At 73.2% G+C, this 21,010-nt stretch carries 16 protein-coding genes, 5 tRNA genes and 1 riboswitch; of the genes, 5 read left to right on the plus strand and 16 right to left on the minus strand.

The features are described from left to right. Nucleotides 1-136: riboswitch (cyclic di-AMP (ydaO/yuaA leader) on the minus strand. Between the two features lie 286 nt (nucleotides 137-422). The 12 genes from QRN89_RS16625 to QRN89_RS16680 all read right to left on the minus strand — a co-directional run bounded on the left by QRN89_RS16625 (nucleotide 423) and on the right by QRN89_RS16680 (nucleotide 14,357). After that, nucleotides 423-1,562, minus strand: coding sequence for a PP2C family protein-serine/threonine phosphatase (locus QRN89_RS16625; RefSeq protein WP_290350229.1), 1,140 nt, complete (start codon nucleotides 1,560-1,562; stop codon nucleotides 423-425). Between the two features lie 260 nt (nucleotides 1,563-1,822). Continuing rightward, nucleotides 1,823-2,575 (minus strand): MerR family transcriptional regulator, encoded by a 753-nt coding sequence (locus tag QRN89_RS16630; RefSeq protein WP_290350230.1) that lies wholly within the window; start codon nucleotides 2,573-2,575, stop codon nucleotides 1,823-1,825. Nucleotides 2,576-2,763: 188 nt separating this feature from the next. Beyond that, nucleotides 2,764-2,837: transfer RNA gene (locus tag QRN89_RS16635), tRNA-Met, on the minus strand. 152 nt (nucleotides 2,838-2,989) lie between these two features. Then, the gene (locus QRN89_RS16640; RefSeq protein WP_290350231.1) at nucleotides 2,990-3,190 is read right to left on the minus strand and encodes a DUF5988 family protein; all 201 of its coding nucleotides are present in this window, start codon (nucleotides 3,188-3,190) and stop codon (nucleotides 2,990-2,992) included. 334 nt (nucleotides 3,191-3,524) lie between these two features. Continuing rightward, nucleotides 3,525-3,597, minus strand: a tRNA-Lys gene (locus tag QRN89_RS16645). Between the two features lie 273 nt (nucleotides 3,598-3,870). After that, entirely contained in the window at nucleotides 3,871-6,048 is a 2,178-nt protein-coding gene (locus QRN89_RS16650) for an FG-GAP-like repeat-containing protein (RefSeq protein WP_290350232.1), read from the minus strand. A gap of 366 nt (nucleotides 6,049-6,414) precedes the next feature. Next, a complete protein-coding gene (locus tag QRN89_RS16655; RefSeq protein WP_290350233.1) occupies nucleotides 6,415-9,477 on the minus strand; it encodes an FG-GAP-like repeat-containing protein in 3,063 nt (1,020 codons plus the stop codon). A 226-nt stretch (nucleotides 9,478-9,703) separates the two neighbouring features. Continuing rightward, nucleotides 9,704-11,872, minus strand: coding sequence for a DEAD/DEAH box helicase (locus QRN89_RS16660; RefSeq protein WP_290350234.1), 2,169 nt, complete (start codon nucleotides 11,870-11,872; stop codon nucleotides 9,704-9,706). A 396-nt stretch (nucleotides 11,873-12,268) separates the two neighbouring features. After that, entirely contained in the window at nucleotides 12,269-12,856 is a 588-nt protein-coding gene (locus QRN89_RS16665; RefSeq protein WP_290350235.1) for a hypothetical protein, read from the minus strand. A 94-nt stretch (nucleotides 12,857-12,950) separates the two neighbouring features. Then, a complete protein-coding gene (gene crcB / locus QRN89_RS16670; protein ID WP_290350236.1) occupies nucleotides 12,951-13,313 on the minus strand; it encodes a fluoride efflux transporter CrcB in 363 nt (120 codons plus the stop codon). Beyond that, nucleotides 13,310-13,804 carry a fluoride efflux transporter FluC gene (locus tag QRN89_RS16675; protein WP_290350237.1) on the minus strand — a complete coding sequence of 165 codons (495 nt, stop codon included), beginning with the start codon at nucleotides 13,802-13,804 and terminating at the stop codon, nucleotides 13,310-13,312. Before QRN89_RS16675 ends, crcB begins: the two co-directional genes overlap by 4 nt. Before the next feature lie 202 nt (nucleotides 13,805-14,006). Then, nucleotides 14,007-14,357, minus strand: a complete 351-nt coding sequence (locus QRN89_RS16680) for a metallopeptidase family protein (RefSeq protein ID WP_199800681.1) — start codon at nucleotides 14,355-14,357, stop codon at nucleotides 14,007-14,009. A 71-nt stretch (nucleotides 14,358-14,428) separates the two neighbouring features. Between QRN89_RS16680 and QRN89_RS16685 the strand changes: the two genes are divergently transcribed. From QRN89_RS16685 to QRN89_RS16700, 4 genes are all read left to right on the plus strand, one after another. Then, a complete protein-coding gene (locus tag QRN89_RS16685) occupies nucleotides 14,429-15,985 on the plus strand; it encodes a metallophosphoesterase family protein (RefSeq protein WP_290350238.1) in 1,557 nt (518 codons plus the stop codon). A gap of 80 nt (nucleotides 15,986-16,065) precedes the next feature. Then, nucleotides 16,066-16,138 (plus strand) — tRNA-Glu (locus QRN89_RS16690). Between the two features lie 46 nt (nucleotides 16,139-16,184). Continuing rightward, nucleotides 16,185-16,259, plus strand: a tRNA-Asp gene (locus tag QRN89_RS16695). A 21-nt stretch (nucleotides 16,260-16,280) separates the two neighbouring features. Beyond that, nucleotides 16,281-16,354 (plus strand) — tRNA-Phe (locus tag QRN89_RS16700). A gap of 315 nt (nucleotides 16,355-16,669) precedes the next feature. Here QRN89_RS16700 and QRN89_RS16705 read toward each other — a convergent pair. Then, complete coding sequence (locus QRN89_RS16705) at nucleotides 16,670-17,629, minus strand: D-2-hydroxyacid dehydrogenase family protein (RefSeq protein ID WP_290350239.1); 960 nt, start codon at nucleotides 17,627-17,629, stop codon at nucleotides 16,670-16,672. Between the two features lie 498 nt (nucleotides 17,630-18,127). Here QRN89_RS16705 and QRN89_RS16710 point away from each other — a divergent pair, with 498 nt between their 5' ends. Further along, complete coding sequence (locus QRN89_RS16710; protein WP_290350240.1) at nucleotides 18,128-18,601, plus strand: DUF4186 domain-containing protein; 474 nt, start codon at nucleotides 18,128-18,130, stop codon at nucleotides 18,599-18,601. 69 nt (nucleotides 18,602-18,670) lie between these two features. Here the strand turns inward: QRN89_RS16710 and QRN89_RS16715 are convergent, their stop codons facing one another. The 3 genes from QRN89_RS16715 to QRN89_RS16725 form a co-directional block, all read right to left on the minus strand. After that, a complete protein-coding gene (locus QRN89_RS16715) occupies nucleotides 18,671-19,510 on the minus strand; it encodes a cytochrome c biogenesis CcdA family protein (protein WP_290350241.1) in 840 nt (279 codons plus the stop codon). 7 nt (nucleotides 19,511-19,517) lie between these two features. Beyond that, a complete protein-coding gene (locus QRN89_RS16720) occupies nucleotides 19,518-20,357 on the minus strand; it encodes a DsbA family protein (RefSeq protein ID WP_290353737.1) in 840 nt (279 codons plus the stop codon). Between the two features lie 61 nt (nucleotides 20,358-20,418). After that, nucleotides 20,419-20,850, minus strand: a complete 432-nt coding sequence (locus QRN89_RS16725; protein WP_290350242.1) for a hypothetical protein — start codon at nucleotides 20,848-20,850, stop codon at nucleotides 20,419-20,421. Between the last annotated feature and the right edge of the window lie 160 nt (nucleotides 20,851-21,010).

Consider the following 21,010-nt stretch of genomic DNA (forward strand, 5'->3'; position numbering starts at 1 on the left):
CCTTTCCTTCCTTCTCGCCTACCGGGTTAGCTGACGGGTTCGGAGCAGGAAGGTCTCCTACGGGCACCACGAAGTGCCCGATTCACCCCAATTGGTGGTTCCCCGGTTCCCTTGCGGGATTCGGCGCGTGCGCACGGTGCCGTCTCTGGCGACGACTGGGACGACCGCGCTGCGTTATCGAACGTTAATAGAGACCGAGGCCGGATTCCAAGCTGTTCCGACTGATCGTTAAGGACGTTGGCCAGAACTTATCTGCAACAACAGGGCCGAATCGGGCAAGTTGATCGCCCCTCGTTCGAGGTTGCACTTCTGACGGTTCATCAAATGTTATGCGGAGGGCTTCCTTTCGGTTACGCTCCGTGGCATCACGCCGCTCAGGCGGCCCCGGCGCCTCGTGCGCCGCATCGGCAACGACCCGTCCCTCAGGGGAGGACGGGCATCGTCCGGCGCCGCAGCGGCTGCCGCTCCCCCTCCCGGGTGACCGCGAGCAGCGCCATGTCGTCCGTCGCCGCGCCTCCCGTGTGCCGCCGCACATCGGCGACGACCGCGTCCAGCAGTTCCTCCGGACCGGAGAAGACCCGGCCTCGGAGCCGCCGGCGCGGGTCGTACATGACCCCGTGCGCGTCCCGCGCCTCGGACAGGCCGTCGGTGTACAGGAGCAGCGTGCCGCCGGGCGGGTAGGGCGTCTGGGACGGCTGGTCCGGCCAAGTCCCCAGGCCCATCCCCAGGGGCAGCGCGCGCTCGGGCGGATCCAGCACGAGCAGCGCGCCGTCCGCCCCGAGCAGCAGGGGTGGCGGATGCCCCCGGTTCACGATCCTGATCTCCCCGCCGGCGTGCGGGATCTCGGCGAGCACGGCGGTGGTGAAGCCCTCGACGGCGTCGAACCCGGAGTCCCGCGCACCCTCCCGTGCCAGCGCCCGCTCCAGCCGCTGCGCCACCCCCGCCAGCGAGTCCTCCTGTTCGGCGGCCTCACGGAACGCACCCAGCACGACGGCCACCGTCGCGACCGCGCCCAGGCCCTTCCCCCGCACGTCCCCCACAATCAGCCGCACCCCGTACGGCGTCCTCTGGACGGCGTAGAGGTCCCCGCCGATGAACGCGTCCTGCTCGGCCGCCTCGTACCGGGCCGCGACCTGGAGGCCGTCGATCCGGTCGTCCGGCGTGGGCAGCACGGCCCGCTGCGCCGCCTCCGCGACGACCCGGGCCGACGCCAGGCGCTCACCGCTGCGGCGCACGATCTGGTTGATGAAGAGGGCCAGCACGGAGACCGTGAACACGGTCAGCAGCTCGGTGACGGCCGGGATCCTCTGGAGTCGGTCGCTGTAGACGTGGAGGCCGGTCACCGCGGCGCAGGCGGCGACGCCGGTGGCCAGCGTGTAGAGCATCGCGAAGAACGGGGCGGCGACCAGCGGCGCGGCGGTGAAGAGGGGCGCGGCAGTGAAGGTGTCGGGCGTTCCCAGGTCGTAGAAGACCCCGCCCACGATCAGCAGCCACGGGAGGACCGCGACGAAGCGGCGGCCACCGTTCTGCCGCTGTCCCTTGCCGCGCTCCCGATGCCGCACCAGTGGTCTCCTGCCGGGTCCGTCCAGGGCCGCGGACGGTACCGCGCCCCATTCAGGCTGGCCGCAGCGGCGCCGCGCCACGACTCGCCATCGGCCAACCGGCCCAGCCGCGCGGGCACCGCCACCCCCCGCGTGAGGGTCACCAGGGGGCCCTCCCGGTGACCGTGCCGCGGAGCGCGGCCGACCTTCGCCGGACTGCCGTGGACCTGCGACCTCGCGGGTCCTCGCCGCCCGTGCCACCGGTCCGGTGCGGGGCGCGGCTACCGGTCGTCACCGAGGTGGCGCTCCGCGTAGACCTTCATCGCGTCCCTCACGAAGACCGCGGTGCCCTCGCCGTGCCGGTCGTAGTTGGCCGTGAACCGCGCGTCGGCGACGTACATCTCACCCAGCCCGATCACGTACGACCTGGTCGGGGTGACCGTCTCCGACAGCCACTCGCAGTGCCGCCGTGCGATGTCCTGGGCCTCGTCGCCGTCCGGGGCGAGGCCGTCCTTGAGAGCCTGCCCGAAGTCACGGGCGATCGCGACCTGGCGGTCCTGGAAGTCCCGCTTCTCCTGCGCGCTCAGCGAGCGCCACCAGCGGTCGCCCTTCTCGTACGCCTCACGGCCCCACCACTCGGTCACCTCCTCCTCGTACCGGGTGTGGTCGAAGCCGTCGAAGACCTCTTCCGCCATCAGTTCCTCCCCTTTCTCGGTCCGGTCGAGAGTGGTCCGCACCGAGGCGATCTGCCGCCCGATGCGCTCCCGCTCCTGCTCCAGCAGCCGAAGATGCGTGCGCAGTGCGGCGGCCGTGTCCCGCTGGCCCTCCAGGGCCTGCGCGATGGCGGGCAGACCGAGGCCCAGCTCCCGCAGCAGCAGGATGCGCTGCAGCCGGACGAGGGCTTCCTGGTCGTAGTAGCGGTAGCCGTTGCTGCCGACCCGGCTCGGTACGAGCAGGCCGAGCTCCCCGTAGTGGCGAAGCGTGCGGCTCGTCGTGCCCGCCTTCCTGGCGATTTCCTGGATGGACCACTCCATGCCGGAAACGCTAGATCTTGACGTTGCGTAAAGGTCAAGGGCCGGATCCGGAAGTCAGGAGAAGGCCGGCTCCCGGACGGGCGGGAGAGGGGGCCGGGGGGCGAGGGCGCGGGGCCCGATCGGAAAGCGCAGCGGCCCGAATGCACCGAGGGCCCGGGACCATGTGGTCCCGGGCCCTCGGCCTTCAGTAGCGGGGACAGGATTTGAACCTGCGACCTCTGGGTTATGAGCCCAGCGAGCTACCGAGCTGCTCCACCCCGCGTCGGTGAACACCACCTTACGCCATGCGGAGCAAGATCAAATCCATTTTCCGCGATCACGGTGGCACCGCGAGCGGGCGAAGCGGCGCGACAGCCACCCGCCCGGCGCGCCAAACCCGCCCGCCCCGGTCCTTCCCGGCCCTCTGACCTGTGGTTACTCCGCGATTTCGGTGCGCTCCCACCACTCGTAGACGGTCAGCCGCCCCTCGGGGGCGTCCTCGTGGCGGGTCGTGGCCTTGAAGTGCTCGTAGCCGCCGCGATGCGGAATCTTCAGCTCCTGCCCCGGAGGGGTGATCGGCACGACCTGCCCTTGCAGATCGTCCGGCCCGCCCTCGAGGCGTGCCTTGCTAGCCATACCTCCAGTTTTCCCCCTCCGGGGACCAGCCCGCACGCCCGGCACCGCCGATCACCGCATACGACGGTCCGCGGAGGCGCCCGGCCGGTCCGGCCGGGCGCGCGCACGTCCCGGGAGCGAGGGGGAGCGGTGCGCCGTACGCGGCGCCGTCCGGCGGGCACGGGCCACGAGACCGGGGCGAAGCCGGGGGCAGCGGACCGGGGGCGGCAGCGCTGACGGTGCCTCACAGGCGGCCGTGCCCGGCGCCGTTCGGCGCCGGGCCCGGGCGCGGAGCCCCAACGCGCCCCGCACGAGCAGTGCCCGGCCGGACGGCGTCCGGTCGGGCACAGGGAGGTAGGCCGTGTGGGACTCGAACCCACAACCAACGGATTAAAAGTCCGCTGCTCTGCCAATTGAGCTAACGGCCCTCGGCGAGTCATCCCCGAGCATAGCCGTACGGCGCCCGGCATCCGATCGGGTATCCGTCGCAGGGTGCCGTCCGAGGCGGAACGGGGAGCAGTCCGAGCCGGGACGGGGTCCCGTCCGAGGCGGAAACCGAGAGTCGGCCGGCGTGTGCGCGCCGGTCGGAACGGTGTGCCGAGCGGGTGTACGCCGGGGCGCACGGTACGGAGCGGGGCGCCGGGGCGAGCCGGCAGCCGGGCACCCCGGTCGGCCGGCCCTCTCCCCGGGCCCAGCGCACCTCAGTACAGCGCCCGGTAGTGCTGCCAGCCCGTTCCCAGCGTCACCGTGGCGCCGAACGACCCCTTGCCGTCGCCCTTGTTGCGCAGCAGCTTGCCGTTCGTGTCGCGGGAGAGGAGGTCCGGGAGGCCGTCACCGGTGATGTCGCCGACGCCGAGGATGTCGCTGCGGCCGGCGCCCCAGTCCTTGAACACCAGGACGCGGGGCTTCAGCGTGCCGGCCCCGGTGCCCCCGTAGCGCCACAGCTCGCCGCCCGGGTCCCGGGCGACCAGGTCGGCGTGGCCGTCCCGGTCGATGTCGCCCGCGCCGACCAGGCGGTAGCCCTTCCACCCCGAACCGATGACGACGCCCGGGTCGAGACCGGCACGCGCGTTGGAGCGGTAGAGATAGAGCTTGCCGGTGGCGCTGTGACGGGACAGCAGGTCGGGGCGGCCGTCGCCGGTCAGGTCGCCGGGCGCGGCGAAGGCGTCCATGCTGTTCCAGCCCGTGCCGATCCGCACATGGGTGCTGCCCCGGCCGGACGGGAAGTACACGCCCTCGCACCGGCCGCCGACACGCCACATCCCGCCGTCCACGGTGCGCAGCAGCATGTCCTCGCAGCCGTCGCCGTCGATGTCGCCGAAGGGGACGAACCGGGTCGCCGGGTGCCAGGGCCCGGTGGCCCAGTACCCGCTCGCGCCGATCCGGTGGGCCGACAGCTTGCCGCCCGTGGTCATCGCGTAGTACTCGCCGAGCCCGTCGCCGTCGGCGTCACGGAACGCGGACGACCCACCGGTCAGCCGCATCGCACCGGAGCCGAAGCCCCGCATGCCCGCGCCGTCGCCCGCGTCGGCGGTGAGCGTCCAGGTGTACGGGCCGCCCGCCGCCGCGCGGCCGTCCTCCCTGCGCCCGTCCCAGCCGACCCGGATCGCCGCGCCGTCCCGCTCGGTGCCGGAGAGCACCCGCGCGACCTTGCCGTACGCGTCGGTGAACGTCAGCTTCCAGGAGGTCACGGGGCGGCTCATCCGCCAGTGCCCCCACCAGCGCGCCGACGCCTCGCCCAGGTCGAGCGCCGCGTCCGTACGGGCGTTCAGCAGCACGAGCGGGGAGCGCGGGACGGTCACCGGCTTGATGCGGACGGCCCCGCCCTCGTCCGTGTACGCCACGTGGCCGCCGTACTTGTCGACGGTCCAGTCCCAGAGGTACCGCCCCTCGGTGAGCAGCCGCTCGGACGTGGGCTGCCCGGCGCCGCGGTGGAAGTCGAGCAGTCGCAGTTCGGTCTTCTCGGGGTTCTCGCGGACGAGGAAGCCGTCGCCGAGTTCGGTCCGGTGCGCCACGGGCACCGGGATGCCTCGGCGGGCGGTGTGGTCCCACACCCCCGCCTTGCCCTGGTCGGTACAGCGCCAGTGGAGCCAGCGCCCGACCGCCTGGAGCACGTCCGGCCGGCATCCGGAACCGAGGTCGAGATCGGGCGAGTTGGCCTTGGTGCGCAGGTCGTACGAGTTGACCGTGCCGACGCGGGTCCCCGGCTTCCACAGCTTGTCGCCCCACACGGCGGACGCGGTGATGGAGCGGCTGTGGACGAGGCCGTCGCCGGCCGGGTCGCGGTCCGCCTTGTCGAAGGAGCCGATGAACTGCTGTGCCCGTCGGGTGTTGTTCACGACGACGTACGGCCCCGCCGCGCCGACGACCAGGTCGGGCGACTCGAACCAGCCGAGCGACGTCTGGCTCCGCGGCACCTGCCCGCCGGCCGCTTCCTGGCCCCCGAGCGGGGTGTTGTAGCCGACGCGGCCGTCGCCGAGCGCCCACAGCCGGGATTCGAAGGCGTCGCAGAGCTCCTCGGTCGAGCCGTGGCAGGGCCACTGCACCCAGAAGGCGGGGTCGGCCAGCCGGCGAGGGCCGGGCGTGGGGGTTCCGGTGGCCGGGAGGTCGTACTCGTACAGTCCCCGCCACTGCTCCGGATCGACCCAGGCCGTGACGCTGAGGCGCCCGCCGCCCAGGGCGAGGGTCTCCGGCCGTGCCGGACGGTCCCCGCGGGTGCCGAGCGTGATCACGATCTCGTCGTCCGCTGCGAGCGGCGCGGCGGGCGGGGAGGCGGGCGGGGAGGCCGCCCTGGCCGGGGAGAGAGCGAGACCGCCGGCGGCCAGCGCGACGGCGGTCCCGATCACGAGAGAGGAGTGTCCGAGCGTGCGGGTGATCATGTCAGCCCCCTGGTGGACGCGACGTCCCATCGTCGCCTCGGAAGCTATGACCCGCGGAACTCCCCCTGGGTTGTGCGCCGGTGAATGATCCCCACGAGTCTTCCAGCACTTCGACGTGATCAGCTTCGAAGGGGCGGACCCGCCCTGGGTGTTCACGTGGTACAGGGGGGCCGCGCCCGCCGCGGTCCCCCCGATGACGTCCTGGCGGCCGTCGTGGTCGAAGTCCCCCGACGTGACGACGGTCCGTTGGGGACATGAGGGACGGGCCGTCCGCCGTGACACGGCACGCGGGGGCGCTTCGTCGAGGGCTCCGGCCCGCGTCCCACCAGGGGACACGGGCCGGGGACAAGGACCTCCGAGCAGGGCTCAGAAGAGGCCCTTGTAGCCCTGCCAGCCCGTCCCGATCTTCACGGTCGAACCGAACGAACCGGCGCCGTTCCCGCTGTTGCGCAGCAGGTCCCCGGCCGCGTTCCGCGAGAGCAGGTCCGCCTTGCCGTCCTTGTTCAGATCACCCACACCGACGAACGCATTGCGGCCGGAGGCCCACTTGTTGCCGAACACCAGCACCCGCGGCTTCACGGTGCCCGCCGCCGTCCCGTCGTACCGCCACAGCGAGTTCGCCCCGTCCACCGCCAGCAGCTCGCCGATGCCGTCGCCGTTCAGATCCCCCGCGCCGAAGATCGCCCGGTACAGCTTCCAGTTCGTACCGATCTTCCCGCGGGCCTTCAGACCGCCGGCGCCGTTGTCGGCGTAGAGGTACATGTCCCCGGTCGACGCCTGCCGCGCCACCAGATCCGGGCGCCCGTCACCGGTCAGGTCCCCCGGCGACGTCAGCACGTTGAACTGCGCCCACACCGCGCCCAGGGACGTGTACGCGGTCGTCGGCGTCGGCGCCTTGCCGCAACCCGGACGGTACGCACGCAACTCACCACCCAGCCGCACCAGCACGTCGTTGCACCGGTCACCGTTCAGATCACCGAACGGAACCACCACGGCCGACGTCGACCAACCGGAGCCCGTCGTCGCCCCCGCGAGCCCGCCCGTCCCGTTGCCGTGCCGGAAGGCGATGGCGCCCGACGAACTCAACGACACCAGGTCCCCCACACCGTCAGGACCGGAGAGCCCCGCATGGTCACGGCGCACCGCACCCGCACCGGTCAGGGTCACCGTGCCGGACGCCGTGGCTGCGGCCCGGCCGTCAGCGGCCTCGGCCGTCAGCGTCCATGTGTAGGCGCCGCTGACGACCAGACGGCCGGAGTCGTCCTTGGCGTCCCAGGCGGCCGCCACCAGACCTCGCGCCGTCCCGCCGCTCAGCGTGCGCACCGCCGTGCCGCTCGTCGCGCTCCTGACGGTCAGCTTCCACGAGGCCGTCGGCGTGGACAGCCACCAGCGGGGCCGCCAGGGCGCGGCTCCGCCGTTGACCGCCTGTGCCACCGGGACGTCGGAATCCAGCACGGCGGACGCGGACGGTGCCACGCCGCTGCCCACCAGGTGGACGGCGTTCCTGGTGTCCGTCCAGGCCACCGCGCCGGTCGCCGGGTCGACGGCCCACGGCTGGTAGGACACCCGGTCGTCGGTGAGGGTCCGCACCGTGCCGCCGTCCCGGAGGTCCTTCAGCTTCAGCGAACCGCCCGCCGGGTAGACGACGAACCCGTCGCCGAGCTGCGCGCCCGCCCCGTAGCCGATTCCCAGCGGGGTGATGGTGCGCGTCTGGAGGTCGAAGATGCCCTCGTCGTTTCGCGAGCCGGCGCAGTTCCAGAGCAGCCAGCGGCCGATCGCCGTGGCCCCGTCGAGCATGCAGCCGGGGAGGTAGGCCGACTGGGTCTCCCCCCCAGTCCTGATGTCGTACCCGACGGCCGAGCTGCCCTCGGTGGTCCAGAGGGTCGTGCCCGACAGGGACAGCCCGTGCACCGGCAGCGTCCTCACCACCTTGCCGGTGTCGAGGTCGACGACCCGCGTGCTCCCCGAGCCGTCCGCCGTGCTCGCGCGGACCACGGCCCAGCGGCCCCAGGCACCCACGAAGCCCGCATAGCCCGTGCCGGTGTCGATCCTGGTGGCCGGAAGCCGGTTTCCTTCGGCCAGCCGGTGCAGCGGTACGACGGGCTCGCCCCAGACGGGGGTCCTCCCGCCGTACGCGACGCGCCCGTCCCCCGTCTCCACGAAGGTGGGGCAGTAACTCTGGAAACAGGCGACGGGCTGCTCGGGCACCCAGCCGCGGTCCTTCCGCTCGCCGGCGGCGGGTACGCCGCCGGACTGCTCGACGGTCCGCGTGTGGAGGCCGGTGAGACCGGCCGCCGCGCTCGCCTCCACGCTCGTCAGCCGGCCCTGCCGGAACGACAGCTGATGGACCGTGTTCGCCACGGCCTTCACCTGGACGGGGATCTCCCGGGACACGGTGGCCCGCCCCGCCGCGTCGGCCCGGAGCGCCTGCACGCCCCACTCGGACATGCTCGCCCCACCGTGCACCAGCAGCCCGCCGTCCGGGGTGAACGTCGCCCTGCCGCTCGACCTGGCCAGCAGTGTGCGCACGGCGCCGCCGTCCAGTGGACGCGCCTCGACCCGCCACACCGGCAGGTACTCGTCGGGTTGTCCGAGGGCGGGATCGTGCCGGGCCACGACGAGCTCGCCGCCCACCATGCCCAGCAGCCGCGCGTCGCCCTCGGGGAGCGGGACGGTCCGCTCCGGTGTGTCGAGGTCGCCGCGCGCGTACACCGACACCTGGCCGCCCGACCAGATCAGCAGCCGGTCCGGAGTCAGGGCGAATCGCCTGGTAGCCAGTTCCTCGTCGTTCCCGATCGGTACGACACGGCCCAGGGTCACGTCCAGCCACACGTTCCCGGCACCGGGCAGGGCCATGACCAGACCGCCGGCGTCACCCAGGCCCGGGAGGACGGCGTAGGAGTGGATCCCCGCGGGCACACCCTCGACGAGCCGGTCGCGCAGCTGCCCCGTCTCCATGTCGAGCACATGGAAGCGCATGCCGTCGCCGAGCGAGTCGCGGGTCAGCACGTGCCGGCCGAAGGCCCCCACATAGCTGTGATCGGCGGGCACCGGCACGGTGACGGTTCCGCCGGCGACCATGTCCCGCAGCTCGACCCGCCGCGGCGACTCCAGGAGGCGGGCGACGACGTCCGAGCCCGTACCCCGCTGGAAGTCGTCCCCCGCGTGGCTCTCGACGCTGTCGAGCTGGACGTCGGTGGCGGCGCCGTAGGCGCGCCAGACGGTGCCGCGCCCCGCCTCGTGGCGCAGATGGCCGTGCGGCCCGGTGTTGAGCAGTGTGCTGCGCACGGGCAGGTCGCTCGTCGCGGCCGGGATCACCACCTCTGCGGTGGGTGCCGCCTGGGCGGTGGACGCCGCCGGGCCTGTGGCGGCCGCGGCCGCCAGCACAGCGGCAGCGGCGATGACACGCAAGGGTCTCTTGCCGTACACGGAACTCCGCACTCTCGATCGGACGGATCGGGACCTGCGGGATGGCGTTCACCCAGGTCACGGCCTACGGCATGCCGAGCACGCGTCGGATGAACATGAGCCCCCCGGCCCCGCCTCCAGTGCCCCCCACTGCGAGGTGGACGGATCGTAACAGCGTCCGCCGACAACGCGTCAGGGCCCGTACCCCTCATCGGGGTACGGGCCCTGCTCAGCGTTCTACGCGGGTTCAGCCGTTGCGCTTCCAGCGCGGCTTGTCGTCACGACGGCCGCCCCCGAAGGAGCCGGAGTTCGAGCCGCCGCGGTGGTCGTCACGGCGGCCGAACGGGCGGTCGTGGCCGGAGCGGAAGCCGCCGCCCGAGGGACGGTCGTCACGGCGGTCACGGTTGAACGGACGGTCGCTGCCGGCGCGGTGGTCGCGGCGCTCGAAGGAACGGCCGCCACGGTCGTCACGACGGTCGTTGTCGCGGCGGAAGCCGCCGCCCGAGGGACGGTCGTCACGGCGGTCGCGGTTGAACGGACGGTCGTTGTCACGGCGCTCGAAGGAACGGCCGCCACGGTCGTCACGACGGTCGTTGTCCCGGCGGAAACCACCACGGTCGTCACGGCGGTCACGGTTGAACGGACGGTCGCTGTCCCGACGCTCGCGGCTGAACGGACGGTCGTTGTCACGGCGCTCGAAGGAACGGCCGCCACGGTCGTCACGACGGTCGTTGTCCCGACGGAAACCACCACGGTCGTCACGGCGCTCGAAGCCACGGTCGTTGTCACGACGGTCACGGCGCTCGAAGTTGCCCCGCTCGTCACGACGGTCGTCGCGGCGCTCGCGGAACTCGCGGACCGGACGCTCCTCGCGGACCTCACGCACCGGCTGCTCCGGGACGGAGACCTCGGCGGCAGCCTCGGCCTCCGCCGCCTGCGCGGCCTCGGCGACCGCGGCCTCCGGGTCCTCGCCCCGCTCGCGCGCCGCACGGGCGACGAGGCGGTCCGCCTCCTCGCGCAGCTCGACGGCACGGCGCTGCAGGCGCTCCAGCTGCTTGCTGAGCTGGTCGACCTCGCGCTCGGCCTGCTTCGCGGCGTTGCTCGCGGAGTCCGCCTGGACCTCGGTCAGCGAACGGGCGCCGGTGATCTCGGCGACCTCCGGGTCGAACGCGCCGGCCCCGCCGACGATGTGGCGCGAGGCGTCGACGCCCGCGTCCTCCATCAGCCGGAAGATCTGGCGGCGCTGGTGCGGCAGCGCCAGCGAGACGACCGTGCCGGACTGTCCGGCGCGGGCGGTGCGGCCCGAGCGGTGCAGGTAGTCCTTGTGGTCACCGGCCGGGTCCACGTTGAGGACCAGGTCGATGCCGTCGACGTGGATGCCGCGGGCGGCGACGTCGGTCGCGACCAGCACGTTCACGTAGCCGTCCTTGAAGTCGGCGAGCGTGCGCGTACGGGCGCCCTGCGTCATGCCGCCGTGCAGCGCGTCGGCGCGCACACCGGCGTCGACGAGCTGCTCGGCGACGCGGTCCGCGCCCAGCTGGGTGCGGACGAAGATGATGGTGCGGCCCTTGCGGGCGGCGATGGCGGCCGTGACCGGGGCCTTGTCCTTCGGCTTCACGACGAGGACGTGGTGGGTCATGGTCGTGACGGCACCCGCGGACGGGTCGACCTCGTGCGTCACCGGGTCGACCAGGTAGCGCTTGACGAGGCTGTCGATCTCGTTCTCCAGCGTCGCGGAGAACAGCAGGCGCTGGCCGCCCCCGGGGATCTGGTCGAGCAGCTCGGTGACCTCGGGCAGGAAGCCCAGGTCGGCCATCTGGTCGGCCTCGTCGAGGACCGCGATCTGAACGGACTCGAGCGAGCAGGCGCCGCGGTTGATGATGTCCCGCAGCCGGCCCGGGGTGGCGACGAGGATGTCGACACCGCGCTCCAGGGCGTAGATCTGGTTGCCCATGGACGTACCGCCGCAGACGACCTTCATCTTCAGGCCGAGGACGTCGCCGTACGGCTGGAGCGCGTCGGCGACCTGCATGGCGAGCTCACGGGTCGGGGTGAGGATGACGCCGCGGGGCTTCTTCTTCTCGGTGTGGCCGCCGGCCAGGGTGGCGAGCAGCGGCAGACCGAAGGAGAGGGTCTTGCCGGAGCCGGTGCGGCCGCGGCCGAGGATGTCCTTGCCGGCCAGGGCGTCCGGGATGGTCGCCGCCTGGATCGGGAACGGGACGGTGACACCGTTCTGGGCGAGCTTGCGGACGACGCCCTCGGGGAGGCCGAGGTCGCCGAAGGTCACCTCGGGCGCGTCGGACGTCTCGACGGCGTCCGCGGCCTCGTCGGTGACGTGGGCGCCGTCGGTGGTCCCGACCTCGACGATCTCGTCGTTCTCGGGCATGACGGCACGGTCAGAACTGGAAATGGACATGCGAAATGCGAAACCTTCCGGAGTCTCGGCACGCGCCCAAACTCCGTGATTCGCAATTCGACCGCCTCGATGCGGTCAGCCACGGCAAGGGAGAGTACGCGCCACACGCGGCGCGCTTCGGTGGTGGCGCCGGGCAAATGGGATCAAACGATCTACCACCATACGCACCTCCCCCCGCTCAAGGCAAACCGCTTCGGTGCGTCGCTCGTCACACCCCCGGGGACCCGGCCGACCGCCGGCGCTCCACCGGCACCCCACCCCGGCGGACCGATCCCGTCACCCACCGGAGGCCGAGGGGCGGGGACCACGTCAGCACCCAGGCTTGAGGACCACCGACCACGTCACCCGCGTGCCCCGACGAACCCGCCACCTCACCGCCGTTCCACGAGCACACCGTCACACGGGCGCCATCTGCGGTGACGCCTCCGGCTCCGCGTCGAACTCCTCCTCCTGCGCGTCGACGGCCTCCCGCATCGCGCCCATCTGGGTCTCCGCGGCCGGTGACTCCGTGGGCGGATCGGTCGGCTCCCCGGTGGGTCCGGGATCGGGATTCGACGGCGTCGGCTCGGCGGGCGGCGTCGTCTCGGCCGGGGGCGTGGGCTCGGCGGGCGGCGTCGGCTCGCCCTGCGGTGGTGTCGGCCTCTGGGGGGACGGCTGATGCGGACCGCCCGCCGCCCTGGGGGGCGAGGCCGGCGGCACCGCGGACACCCCCGGGCTCGCCGACACGTCCGCGCCGCCGCTCCTGGCTCCGGCGCCGCCGGAGGGCCCCGTACCGCCCATGCCCGTACGGCCCGTGCCCCCGGAACCGCCGGGAGCGCCCCCGCCGCCGTCCGGTTCGGCCGCCGCGCCGCGCCGCTGGGGAGACTTCGACGGCGACGGCCCGTCGGCGTCGTCACCCACGCTCACACAGCCGGCGGAGGCCACGACGGCCAGTGCGGCGGCGAACCAGACGGCACAACGGCCGGGGGCGGACAACTGGCGCACGGTGGCACCTCCGGGGCACAGGACGCGGTTTCCCTGCCCAACTCCCCGAGCCCCGCAAGGGACACGCCCCCGCGCGACCGCCCGGACCGGACGGCTAGCGCCCCAGGCCCCCCGCCAGATCCGCCCCGAGGATCACCGCCCCCAGTCCCACCAGCACGGACCCCGCCACATTCGCCAGCGCCAGGAACAGCCAGCCCCGCTCGGCCAGCCGCAGCGTCTCGTAGGAGAAGGTCGAGTACGTCGTCAGGGCGCCGCACAGTCCCGTGCCGAGCAACGCGTAGGTGCCCGACGCGACCGAGGCACCCGCCAGCAGGCCCAGGACGAAACTGCCGGACGCGTTCACCACGAACGTGCCCCACGGGAAGACCGAGTCGTGCCGCAGCTGGACCTCACGATCCATCAGATAGCGCAGCGGAGCGCCCACCATCGCGCCCACGACGACCAGCACCCAGTTCACGGGCCCGCCTCCCGCCGGTCCACCAGCCGGCGGGTCACCGACGCCCCCAGCCACACCGCCGCCACGGCCCCGGCGAGCGTCGCGACGGCGTACAGCAGCGCGGTTCCCGCCCGGTGACGCTCCAGCAGCCGGGCGAAGTCGAGTGCGTACGTCGAGAAGGTGGTGAACCCGCCCAGCACCCCGACGCCGACGAACGGCCGCACGAGCGGGCGCGTGACGACGCCGCGCTCGCTCACCAGCACCATCAGCACGCCGATGAGCAGACAGCCGAACACGTTGACGGCGAACGTCGCCCAGACGGAGGGCCACAGCAGCGAAACCCCGTACCGCGCGGACGCCCCGACCGCCCCGCCGACCGCGATCACCGCGAGGACCTTCCCCTTCCGGGGCCCCTCGACCTCGAGGCGCTGGGCCGGCACATGGAGGTCGACGTCCGGGTCGATCGCCTCCGCACGGGGGCCGTGCGAAGGGGGGTAGGGGTGCGAACTCATCGGCGCCGCGACCTCCTCGGATCCGCCGCCCCCGGCCACGCCCGCGGTCGCCGCGTCGCCCGTGCCACGGCCGCCGGCCCCCGGGCCGCCCACGGCACGACGACCGGGCGGTCCCCGGCCCGCGGCACGACCACCGGGCGTTCCCCGATCCACGGCACGAACACCGCCGTCTCCCCCGTCCGGCGCACGGCTCCCGGCCGCCTCATCCGTAACCCAGCGCGTGCAGCCGCTCGTCGTCGATCCCGAAGTGGTGCGCGATCTCGTGGACGACCGTGATCTCGGTCTCCTCGACCACGTCCTCGCGCGACTCGCACATCCGGAGCGTCGGCCCCCGGTAGATCGTGATCCGGTCCGGCAGCACGCCCGCGTACCACTCCCCGCGGTCCGTGAGCGGAGTCCCCTCGTAGAGCCCGAGCAGCTCGGGGTCGGACGGGTCGGGTTCGTCCTCGACGAACACGGCGACGTTGTCCATCAGGCGTGTCAGCTCGGGCGGGATCCTGTCCAGCGCCTCGGCGACCAGTTCCTCGAACTCCTCGCGCGTCATCTCCAGCACCCGGCCATTGTCACGCACACGCGCCCCCACCGGCGGGCATAGCCCGGCGGGGACGCGGGCATACGCGACCAATGGCCCGCGCCCACGAACTCCTCCATGCCGGCCTCGTCCGCCTCAAACGCCACTACCGATCCCACCGCACGAGCCCCGTCAGCACCCTGGTCCACAGCCCTCACCCGTACGGCCGCGCCTTCGGCCTGCTGGCCGTCGTCCTGCTGGGGGCGTGGCTGGGGCTGCTGATCGTGGGGGCCGTCCGCACCCCGGTGGGTCCCGTGGACACGAACATGGCGCTCCGTCCGTCCCTCTCCGGCGGCACGAAGATCAACGTCTCCCCGCTCGGCGCCCTCGAACTCGACTCGCACACCGCGCCGATCCGGCTCGACGTCGACATCGACCGGCTCGACCCCGTCCGCTCACAGGCGCTCGTCCAGCATCCCGAGCGTCTCGCCGGCCTCCAGGAGGAGATCGGCCAGGACGTCACGGACGGCACACGCGAGCTCGCCCTGCGCTCCTGCGTCGCCGTGGTCTCCGGCGCCACGGCCCTCGGCCTCGCCGTCTACCGCCGCCCGCGCCGCGCCCTCGCGGCGGGCGGCCTGGCCCTCGCCCTGCTGGCCGCCTCCGGAGTGAGCGCATGGGCCACCTGGAACCCGAAATCGGTCCTGGAGCCCAAGTTCTCGGGTCTGCTGAGCAGCGCCCCCTCGGTCGTCGGCAACGCGCGCTCGATCGTCACCGAATTCGACGTCTACCAGAAGGAGTTGGCACGCCTCGTCACCAACGTCACCAAGCTGTACGAGGCGACCTCCACGCTGCCGGTCTACCAGCCGGACCCGGGCACCATGCGCGTGCTCCACGTCTCCGACATCCACCTCAACCCGGCGTCGTGGCACATCGTCGGCTCGCTCGTGGAGCAGTACGACATCGACGTGATCATCGACTCCGGCGACACCATGGACCACGGCACGGCCGCGGAGAACACCTTCCTCGACCCGATCCCGGACCTCGGGGCGCCCTACGTCTGGGTGCGCGGCAACCACGACTCGCTGGTGACCCAGCGCTATCTCCAGCGCCTGAAGAACGTGCACGTCCTCGACGAGGGCCGGGCGGTGACCGTGGGCGGCCTGCGGGTGGCGGGCACCGGCGACCCCCAGTTCACCCCGGACCGCTCGACGGTCCCCGCGGGCGATCCCGCCGAACGGATGGCCGGCATCCGGCTGGCCTCGTCCCTGCGCGACCAGAGCGCGGCCGGCACCCTGGTCGACATCGCGGTCGCCCACAACCCCGTCGCCGCCCGCGAGGCCGACGGGGAGGTGCCGCTGGTCCTGGCGGGGCACGTCCACCGCCGGGACACCGAGATCCTCCCGCTCGGCACCCGTCTCAAGATCGAGGGCTCCACGGGCGGCGGCGGGCTGCGGGCGGTCGAGCGCGAGGAACCGGAGAAGGTCCGGGCCTCCGTGCTCTACCTGGACCGCGACACGCGGACCCTCCAGGCCTGGGACGAGATCACCCTCGGCGGACTGGGCCTCACGACGGCCGAGGTCAGCCGCCACCTGGCCAAGGCGCCTCCGCCGCAGGGTCCGGACGCGCCCCGGACACCGCCGCCGACGGGCCTGCCGTCCCCCGCCTCGTAAACCGTTTTGGCGATAGGTCCTCGCATCCCATATGCTTCTCACGTCCCCGACGCGCTGCGAAGCGCCCAGGCGGGCCCTTAGCCCTCATCGTCTAGTGGCCCAGGACGCCGCCCTTTCAAGGCGGTAGCACGGGTTCGAATCCCGTTGGGGGCACGCACCACCGTGTGCGAGACTGGCTCTCGCGCAATGCATCACCTCTGGTCCTGTGGAGCAGTTTGGAGTGCTCGCCACCCTGTCAAGGTGGAGGCCGCGGGTTCAAATCCCGTCAGGACCGCTGCGACTCCTCGAGTCGCGTGGCTGGGTAGCTCAGTTGGTACGAGCGTCCGCCTGAAAAGCGGAAGGTCGCCGGTTCGACCCCGGCCCCAGCCACCGCAGCCCGTCAGGGCAGAAGCCCCCGTCGAGATCATCGGCGGGGGCTTTCTCGTGCTCGGGCCCACCGACGGCCGTGGGCGTCCTGGACCAGGGCGCCGAGCTGGTTCCACCCCGCGCCGGCCCGGGACGGGTGACCGTACGCGCCCCGGCGGCACGAACGGACGGGGTCCGGTCCGCCCATCACCGCGGGCGCGCATCGTCGTCGCGCAGGGTGACGATTCCGGCACCGTGCGGGCCGGTGCGGCACCAGGGTTCCGGGCCGGCGGCGCCCAGCCCTTCAGGAGGTTGCCGGTCCGTCCCGTTTCGGCGGTGTCAGCCGAGGAGACGCACCGGGCTGCCGGCGAGATACGCCTCGATGTCCTCGACGGCCTCCCCGTAGTAGGTGCGGTAGTTGCCGCGGGAGACGTAGCCGAGGTGTGGCGTCGCGAGGAGCCGGGGTGCCGTGCGCAGCGGGTGGTCCGCGGGCAGCGGTTCGACGTCGAAGACGTCGACGCCCGCTCCCGCGATCCGCCCCTCGTGCAGCGCCGCGAGGAGGGCGTCCTGGTCGACGATGGCGGCGCGGGACGTGTTGATCAGGTACGCGGTCGGTTTGAGCAGAGCCAGCTCCGGGGCACCGAGCAGGCCCCGCGTCCGCTCACCGAGCACGAGGTGCACCAAGACGAAGTCGCTGTCGCGCAGCAGTTCCTCCAGGGAGCCCGCCAGACGGACGCCGGCCTCGTCCGCACGCTCCTGGGTGAGGTGCTCGCTCCAGGCCGTCACCTCCATCCCGAAGGCGAGACCCACCTGGGCGACCCTGCTGCCGATCCTGCCGAGGCCGAGCAGACCGAGCCGCGCGCCGTGCAGGTCCGCACCGACCGTCGACTGCCAGGGCCCTCCCGAGCGCAGGGCGTCGTTCTCGGTGACGATGCCCCGGGCGAGACCGAGGAGCAGCGCCCAGGTCAGCTCGACCGTCGGGGTGGGGGAACTGCCGGTGCCACAGACCGTCACCCCGTTGCGCCCGGCAGCCGCGTAGTCGATGACCGAGTTCCTCATGCCCGACGCGACGAGCAGCTTCAGCCGGGGGAGCCGGTCGAGCAGGGAGGCGGGGAAGCGGACCCGCTCCCGAAGGGTCACCGCGATGTCGAAGTCGGCGAGCGCGGCCGCCAGTTCGTCCTCGGTGGCGAAGTGCTCGGTGAAGCGGACGACCTGCACCCGGTCCTGGACCGGGCTCCAGTCGGCGACGCCGGTGGCGGTGTTCTGGAAGTCGTCGAGCACAGCGCAGCGAAGCCGCATGTCAGTCATCTCCGTCGGTTCTGCGAGTTCTATGAGTTCCGTGAGTTCTGTGAGTTCCGTGAGTTCCGTGAGCTGTGTGGGTGCCTGGGTCGGGTACTGCGAGTTCTGTGAGACGCGTGGGTTGCGTGAGCCCTGTCGGTTCCACGAGCCCCGTGAACGGGGTGACGCCGGTCCCCGGGCTCCGGGGCAGGGTAGGCGGGCACGGCCGGGCGCGTGCGCCGGTGCACGCCCGTCGGGCGGGACGCCCCGCCCGGGGAGTGCCTCGGAAGGGGTGACGCCGCCGGTCCGGCGGGCCCGGCAGCCGGTCACGGCACCGTGACCGTCCCGGCCGCCGCATCGGTGAACGCCACCGTACGCGGCGGGGCGTCACGGAACGTCAGCCGTGGCCGCCGACGGACGGAACGGAGGCAGGCCCGGCGCCGACCGACGACCGGCCGGCGGCCGCGAGCCTGATGACCGTGAGCCTGCGATATCCGGTGTTCTAGCCTGGGGAGTGCGATGTCCGATTCCACGCCTCCCCCGTCGTACCCCCGCGGCCCCGACCTGGACCGGCGGCTCGACGCCGTCGCCCGCCATCCGTTCCGCGGGAAGTTCCATCTGCGCGGCCCTGAACTGGCCAAGGCCCGGCTGACCGGTGCGTCCACGCTGCGATGGCACGCCTACGACCTGATCGGCAAGCGGCTCGCCCCGGCCGCGCCGTACAAGGACGGCAGGCAGACCCCGTACCGCGGCCATCCCGTCTTCGTCGCCCAGCACGCGACCGCGACGTGCTGCCGCACCTGTCTGAAGCGCCTGCACGGGATCCCCGAGGGCCGGGAGCTGAACCGCCGGGAGCGCACCTATGTGGTGGACGTGATCTGCCGGTGGATCGAACGCGAGGTGGCGGGCCCCTCCGGAGGCGGGAGCCCCCGTCCCCCCGGCGGTATCCCCGCCGACACGGAAGGGACGTCACGGGGAGGACGGCGGACCTGAGGCCGCGAGCCCGCGGTCAGCGGGAGCGACAGCCCGCTCGGAACGCGACGGGCCCGGGCACGGACGCCGTCACACCCGGTCGCGGTCCCGGTCCCGCCCTCTCAGCCCGCGTACCGCGAGGACGATCGCCACGGCCGCCACCACCAGGGCGAGCAGCGCCCAGTCGGGAACCGCCCGCCCCGCGGAGGACGCCCACTGCTCCACCGCGAAGGAGTCGTCGACCGACAACAGGCCCGGGAGGGCGGTCGTCCCGTCGAAGACGAGGAAGACGGTGCCGAGGACGATGAAGAACAGACCGGACAGGGCCGAGGTGGTGTGCAGCTCGAACCGGCCGGCGACGCGCAGGGTACGCCCGCGCAGCCAGCGCCGGCGGGACAGGTCGTAGCGCTCCCACAGCAGGGCCAGGACGAACAGCGGCACCGCCATGCCCAGGGCGTAGACGGCGAGGAGGAGCCCTCCGTACGCGGGGCTTCCGCTCAGGGCCGCCACCGTGAGGACGCTGCCGAGGATCGGGCCCGCGCAGAAGCCCGCGAGTCCGTATACCGCGCCGAGGGCGTAGACCGAGAGCGCGGTGGTGGGACGGATCCGCCCGCCGGCCTCGGTGAGACGGCGGGAGGCGAATCCGAGGCCCGCGATCTGGGCGACGCCGAGCGCGACGATCAGCCAGCCGCCGAGCGCGACCAGCAGGTCACGGTGCCCGTAGAAGAGGCGTCCCGCGAAGGAGCCCGCGGCACCGAGTGGCACCAGCGTCGTCGCCAGGCCCGCGTAGAAGACGCAGGTGCGGGCGAGGAGCCGGGACGTGGTGTCGATCGAGTACGCGAAGAAGGCCGGCAGCAGCAGCGCGCTGCACGGGCTGAGCAGGGCGAGCAGACCCCCCAGGAAGGCGGCCAGGTATCCGATGTCGCTCACTCGTCACTCACTCGCCTGCCGTCCCCGGCGCGGGGCTGCCGGGACCGGTTCCGCCGGGTGCCGGGGTCGTGGGCGCCGACTTCGGTCCCGCGGGCTCCGTGGTCACGGCCTTCCGCGCCGCCTCGATCGCGGCGACGAAGGTCGACGCCGGCTGGGCACCCGCGATCGGACGGCCGTTGACCACGAACGAGGGCGTGGACGTGGCGCCCAGCCCGTAGCCCTCCTCCTGGTCCCTCGCCACGGCCTGGCGTGCCTCCTCGCCGGCCGCGTCCCGGGTGAAGCGGGCCAGGTCCTTCACCCCGGCCTCGGCCGCCAGTTCCTCGAGCCGCTGCTCCCCGAAGCCCTTCTCCTTGGCGCCGTCGGCGTACGCGGCCTTGTGGAACTGCCAGAACCGGCCCTGCTGCCCGGCGGCCCAGGCGGCCCGGGCCGCGGCCTCCGACTCCTCGCCGAAGATCGGGAAGTTGCGCCATTCGATCCGCAGGACGCCCTTCTCCACGTACTTCCTGATCAGCGCCGGCTCGGTGTCGCGGGCGAACTTGCCGCAGTAGCCGCACTTGAAGTCGGCGTACTCGACCATCACCACGGGGGCGTCGGCGCGGCCCAGGGCGAGGGGGTCACCGGCAGCGCGCCGGGCGAGCTTCTCCAGCTCCGGGTAGACGCCCGCGTCCGGGGAGGCGGAGACGTCGGCGGAGCGCCCGCCGGTCGCGGAGTCGTCGGGCTTGGTGGCGGTGTACGAGACGAAGCCGAGCAGGACCGCGGCGGCGGCGACCGCGGCGCCGTACGCGTACGGCTTGAGGGAGCGGGCGCGGCGGGTGCCGCTGCGGGCTGGGGTACGGGACGCGGGCATGGCGGTGTTCACTCTCCGGATGGTGCAGGGGTCACGGACAGGGCGGGGCGGTACCGCGGGCCTATACGCGCAGGACGGAGAGGTCTATCGGGCCGGGAGCCGCGAGCGCGGGCGGGGCTCGCCCCGGCGCCGGGTCCAGGAGGGCATCGTCGGCCGCCGGGCAGCCGGCCGTCCCGTGGGCGGTGGTCGGCAGGGCGGGCAGGAGTTCGTGCGCGGCGGATCCGCGCGGCGGCGTGGCGGGGCTCGGCCCGCCGTCGCCGGAACCCTCGCCGCAGCCGGGGACCGGTCGGTCGTCGGCCGGGGCCGCCACCGCGGGCAGCTCCGTCGCAGCGGCACGCGGAGCCGTGCCGGTCTGCGGCCGGCCGTGCTCGGCCGTGCCGCCGGCTTCCGCGGCCGTGCCCGTCCCCGCGCAGAGAAGCGCCCCCGCCAGCACCGCCGTGAGCGCCGCCACGACCGCGAGGAAGCGGTGCCAACGGCTGCTGGGGCTGGGCATGAACGGGGGCTCCTGGAGTCGACGTGCCCGCAATCGTACGGGCCCGCCGCTCACCGGGCCGGTACGCCCTGCCCCGCACCGGCCGCACGGAGCCGTCGCACGGAGCACTCGTACGGAGCCGTCCTCCCCGCCCGGGACACGGCCCGGCGGACCCAACGGC

Source organism: Streptomyces sp. HUAS CB01 (assembly GCF_030406905.1).
GTDB lineage: Bacteria > Actinomycetota > Actinomycetes > Streptomycetales > Streptomycetaceae > Streptomyces > Streptomyces chengbuensis.

Coding starts and splice junctions, on each gene's coding strand:
- QRN89_RS16630 (WP_290350230.1), bottom strand. CDS start 2,575: ATGGAGTGGTCCATCCAGGAAATCGCCAGGAAGGCGGGCACGACGAGC.
- QRN89_RS16640 (WP_290350231.1), bottom strand. CDS start 3,190: ATGGCTAGCAAGGCACGCCTCGAGGGCGGGCCGGACGATCTGCAAGGG.
- QRN89_RS16650 (WP_290350232.1), bottom strand. CDS start 6,048: ATGATCACCCGCACGCTCGGACACTCCTCTCTCGTGATCGGGACCGCC.
- QRN89_RS16660 (WP_290350234.1), bottom strand. CDS start 11,872: ATGTCCATTTCCAGTTCTGACCGTGCCGTCATGCCCGAGAACGACGAG.
- QRN89_RS16675 (WP_290350237.1), bottom strand. CDS start 13,804: ATGAGTTCGCACCCCTACCCCCCTTCGCACGGCCCCCGTGCGGAGGCG.
- QRN89_RS16685 (WP_290350238.1), top strand. CDS start 14,429: ATGGCCCGCGCCCACGAACTCCTCCATGCCGGCCTCGTCCGCCTCAAA.
- QRN89_RS16705 (WP_290350239.1), bottom strand. CDS start 17,629: ATGCGGCTTCGCTGCGCTGTGCTCGACGACTTCCAGAACACCGCCACC.
- QRN89_RS16710 (WP_290350240.1), top strand. CDS start 18,128: ATGTCCGATTCCACGCCTCCCCCGTCGTACCCCCGCGGCCCCGACCTG.
- QRN89_RS16720 (WP_290353737.1), bottom strand. CDS start 20,357: ATGCCCGCGTCCCGTACCCCAGCCCGCAGCGGCACCCGCCGCGCCCGC.
- QRN89_RS16725 (WP_290350242.1), bottom strand. CDS start 20,850: ATGCCCAGCCCCAGCAGCCGTTGGCACCGCTTCCTCGCGGTCGTGGCG.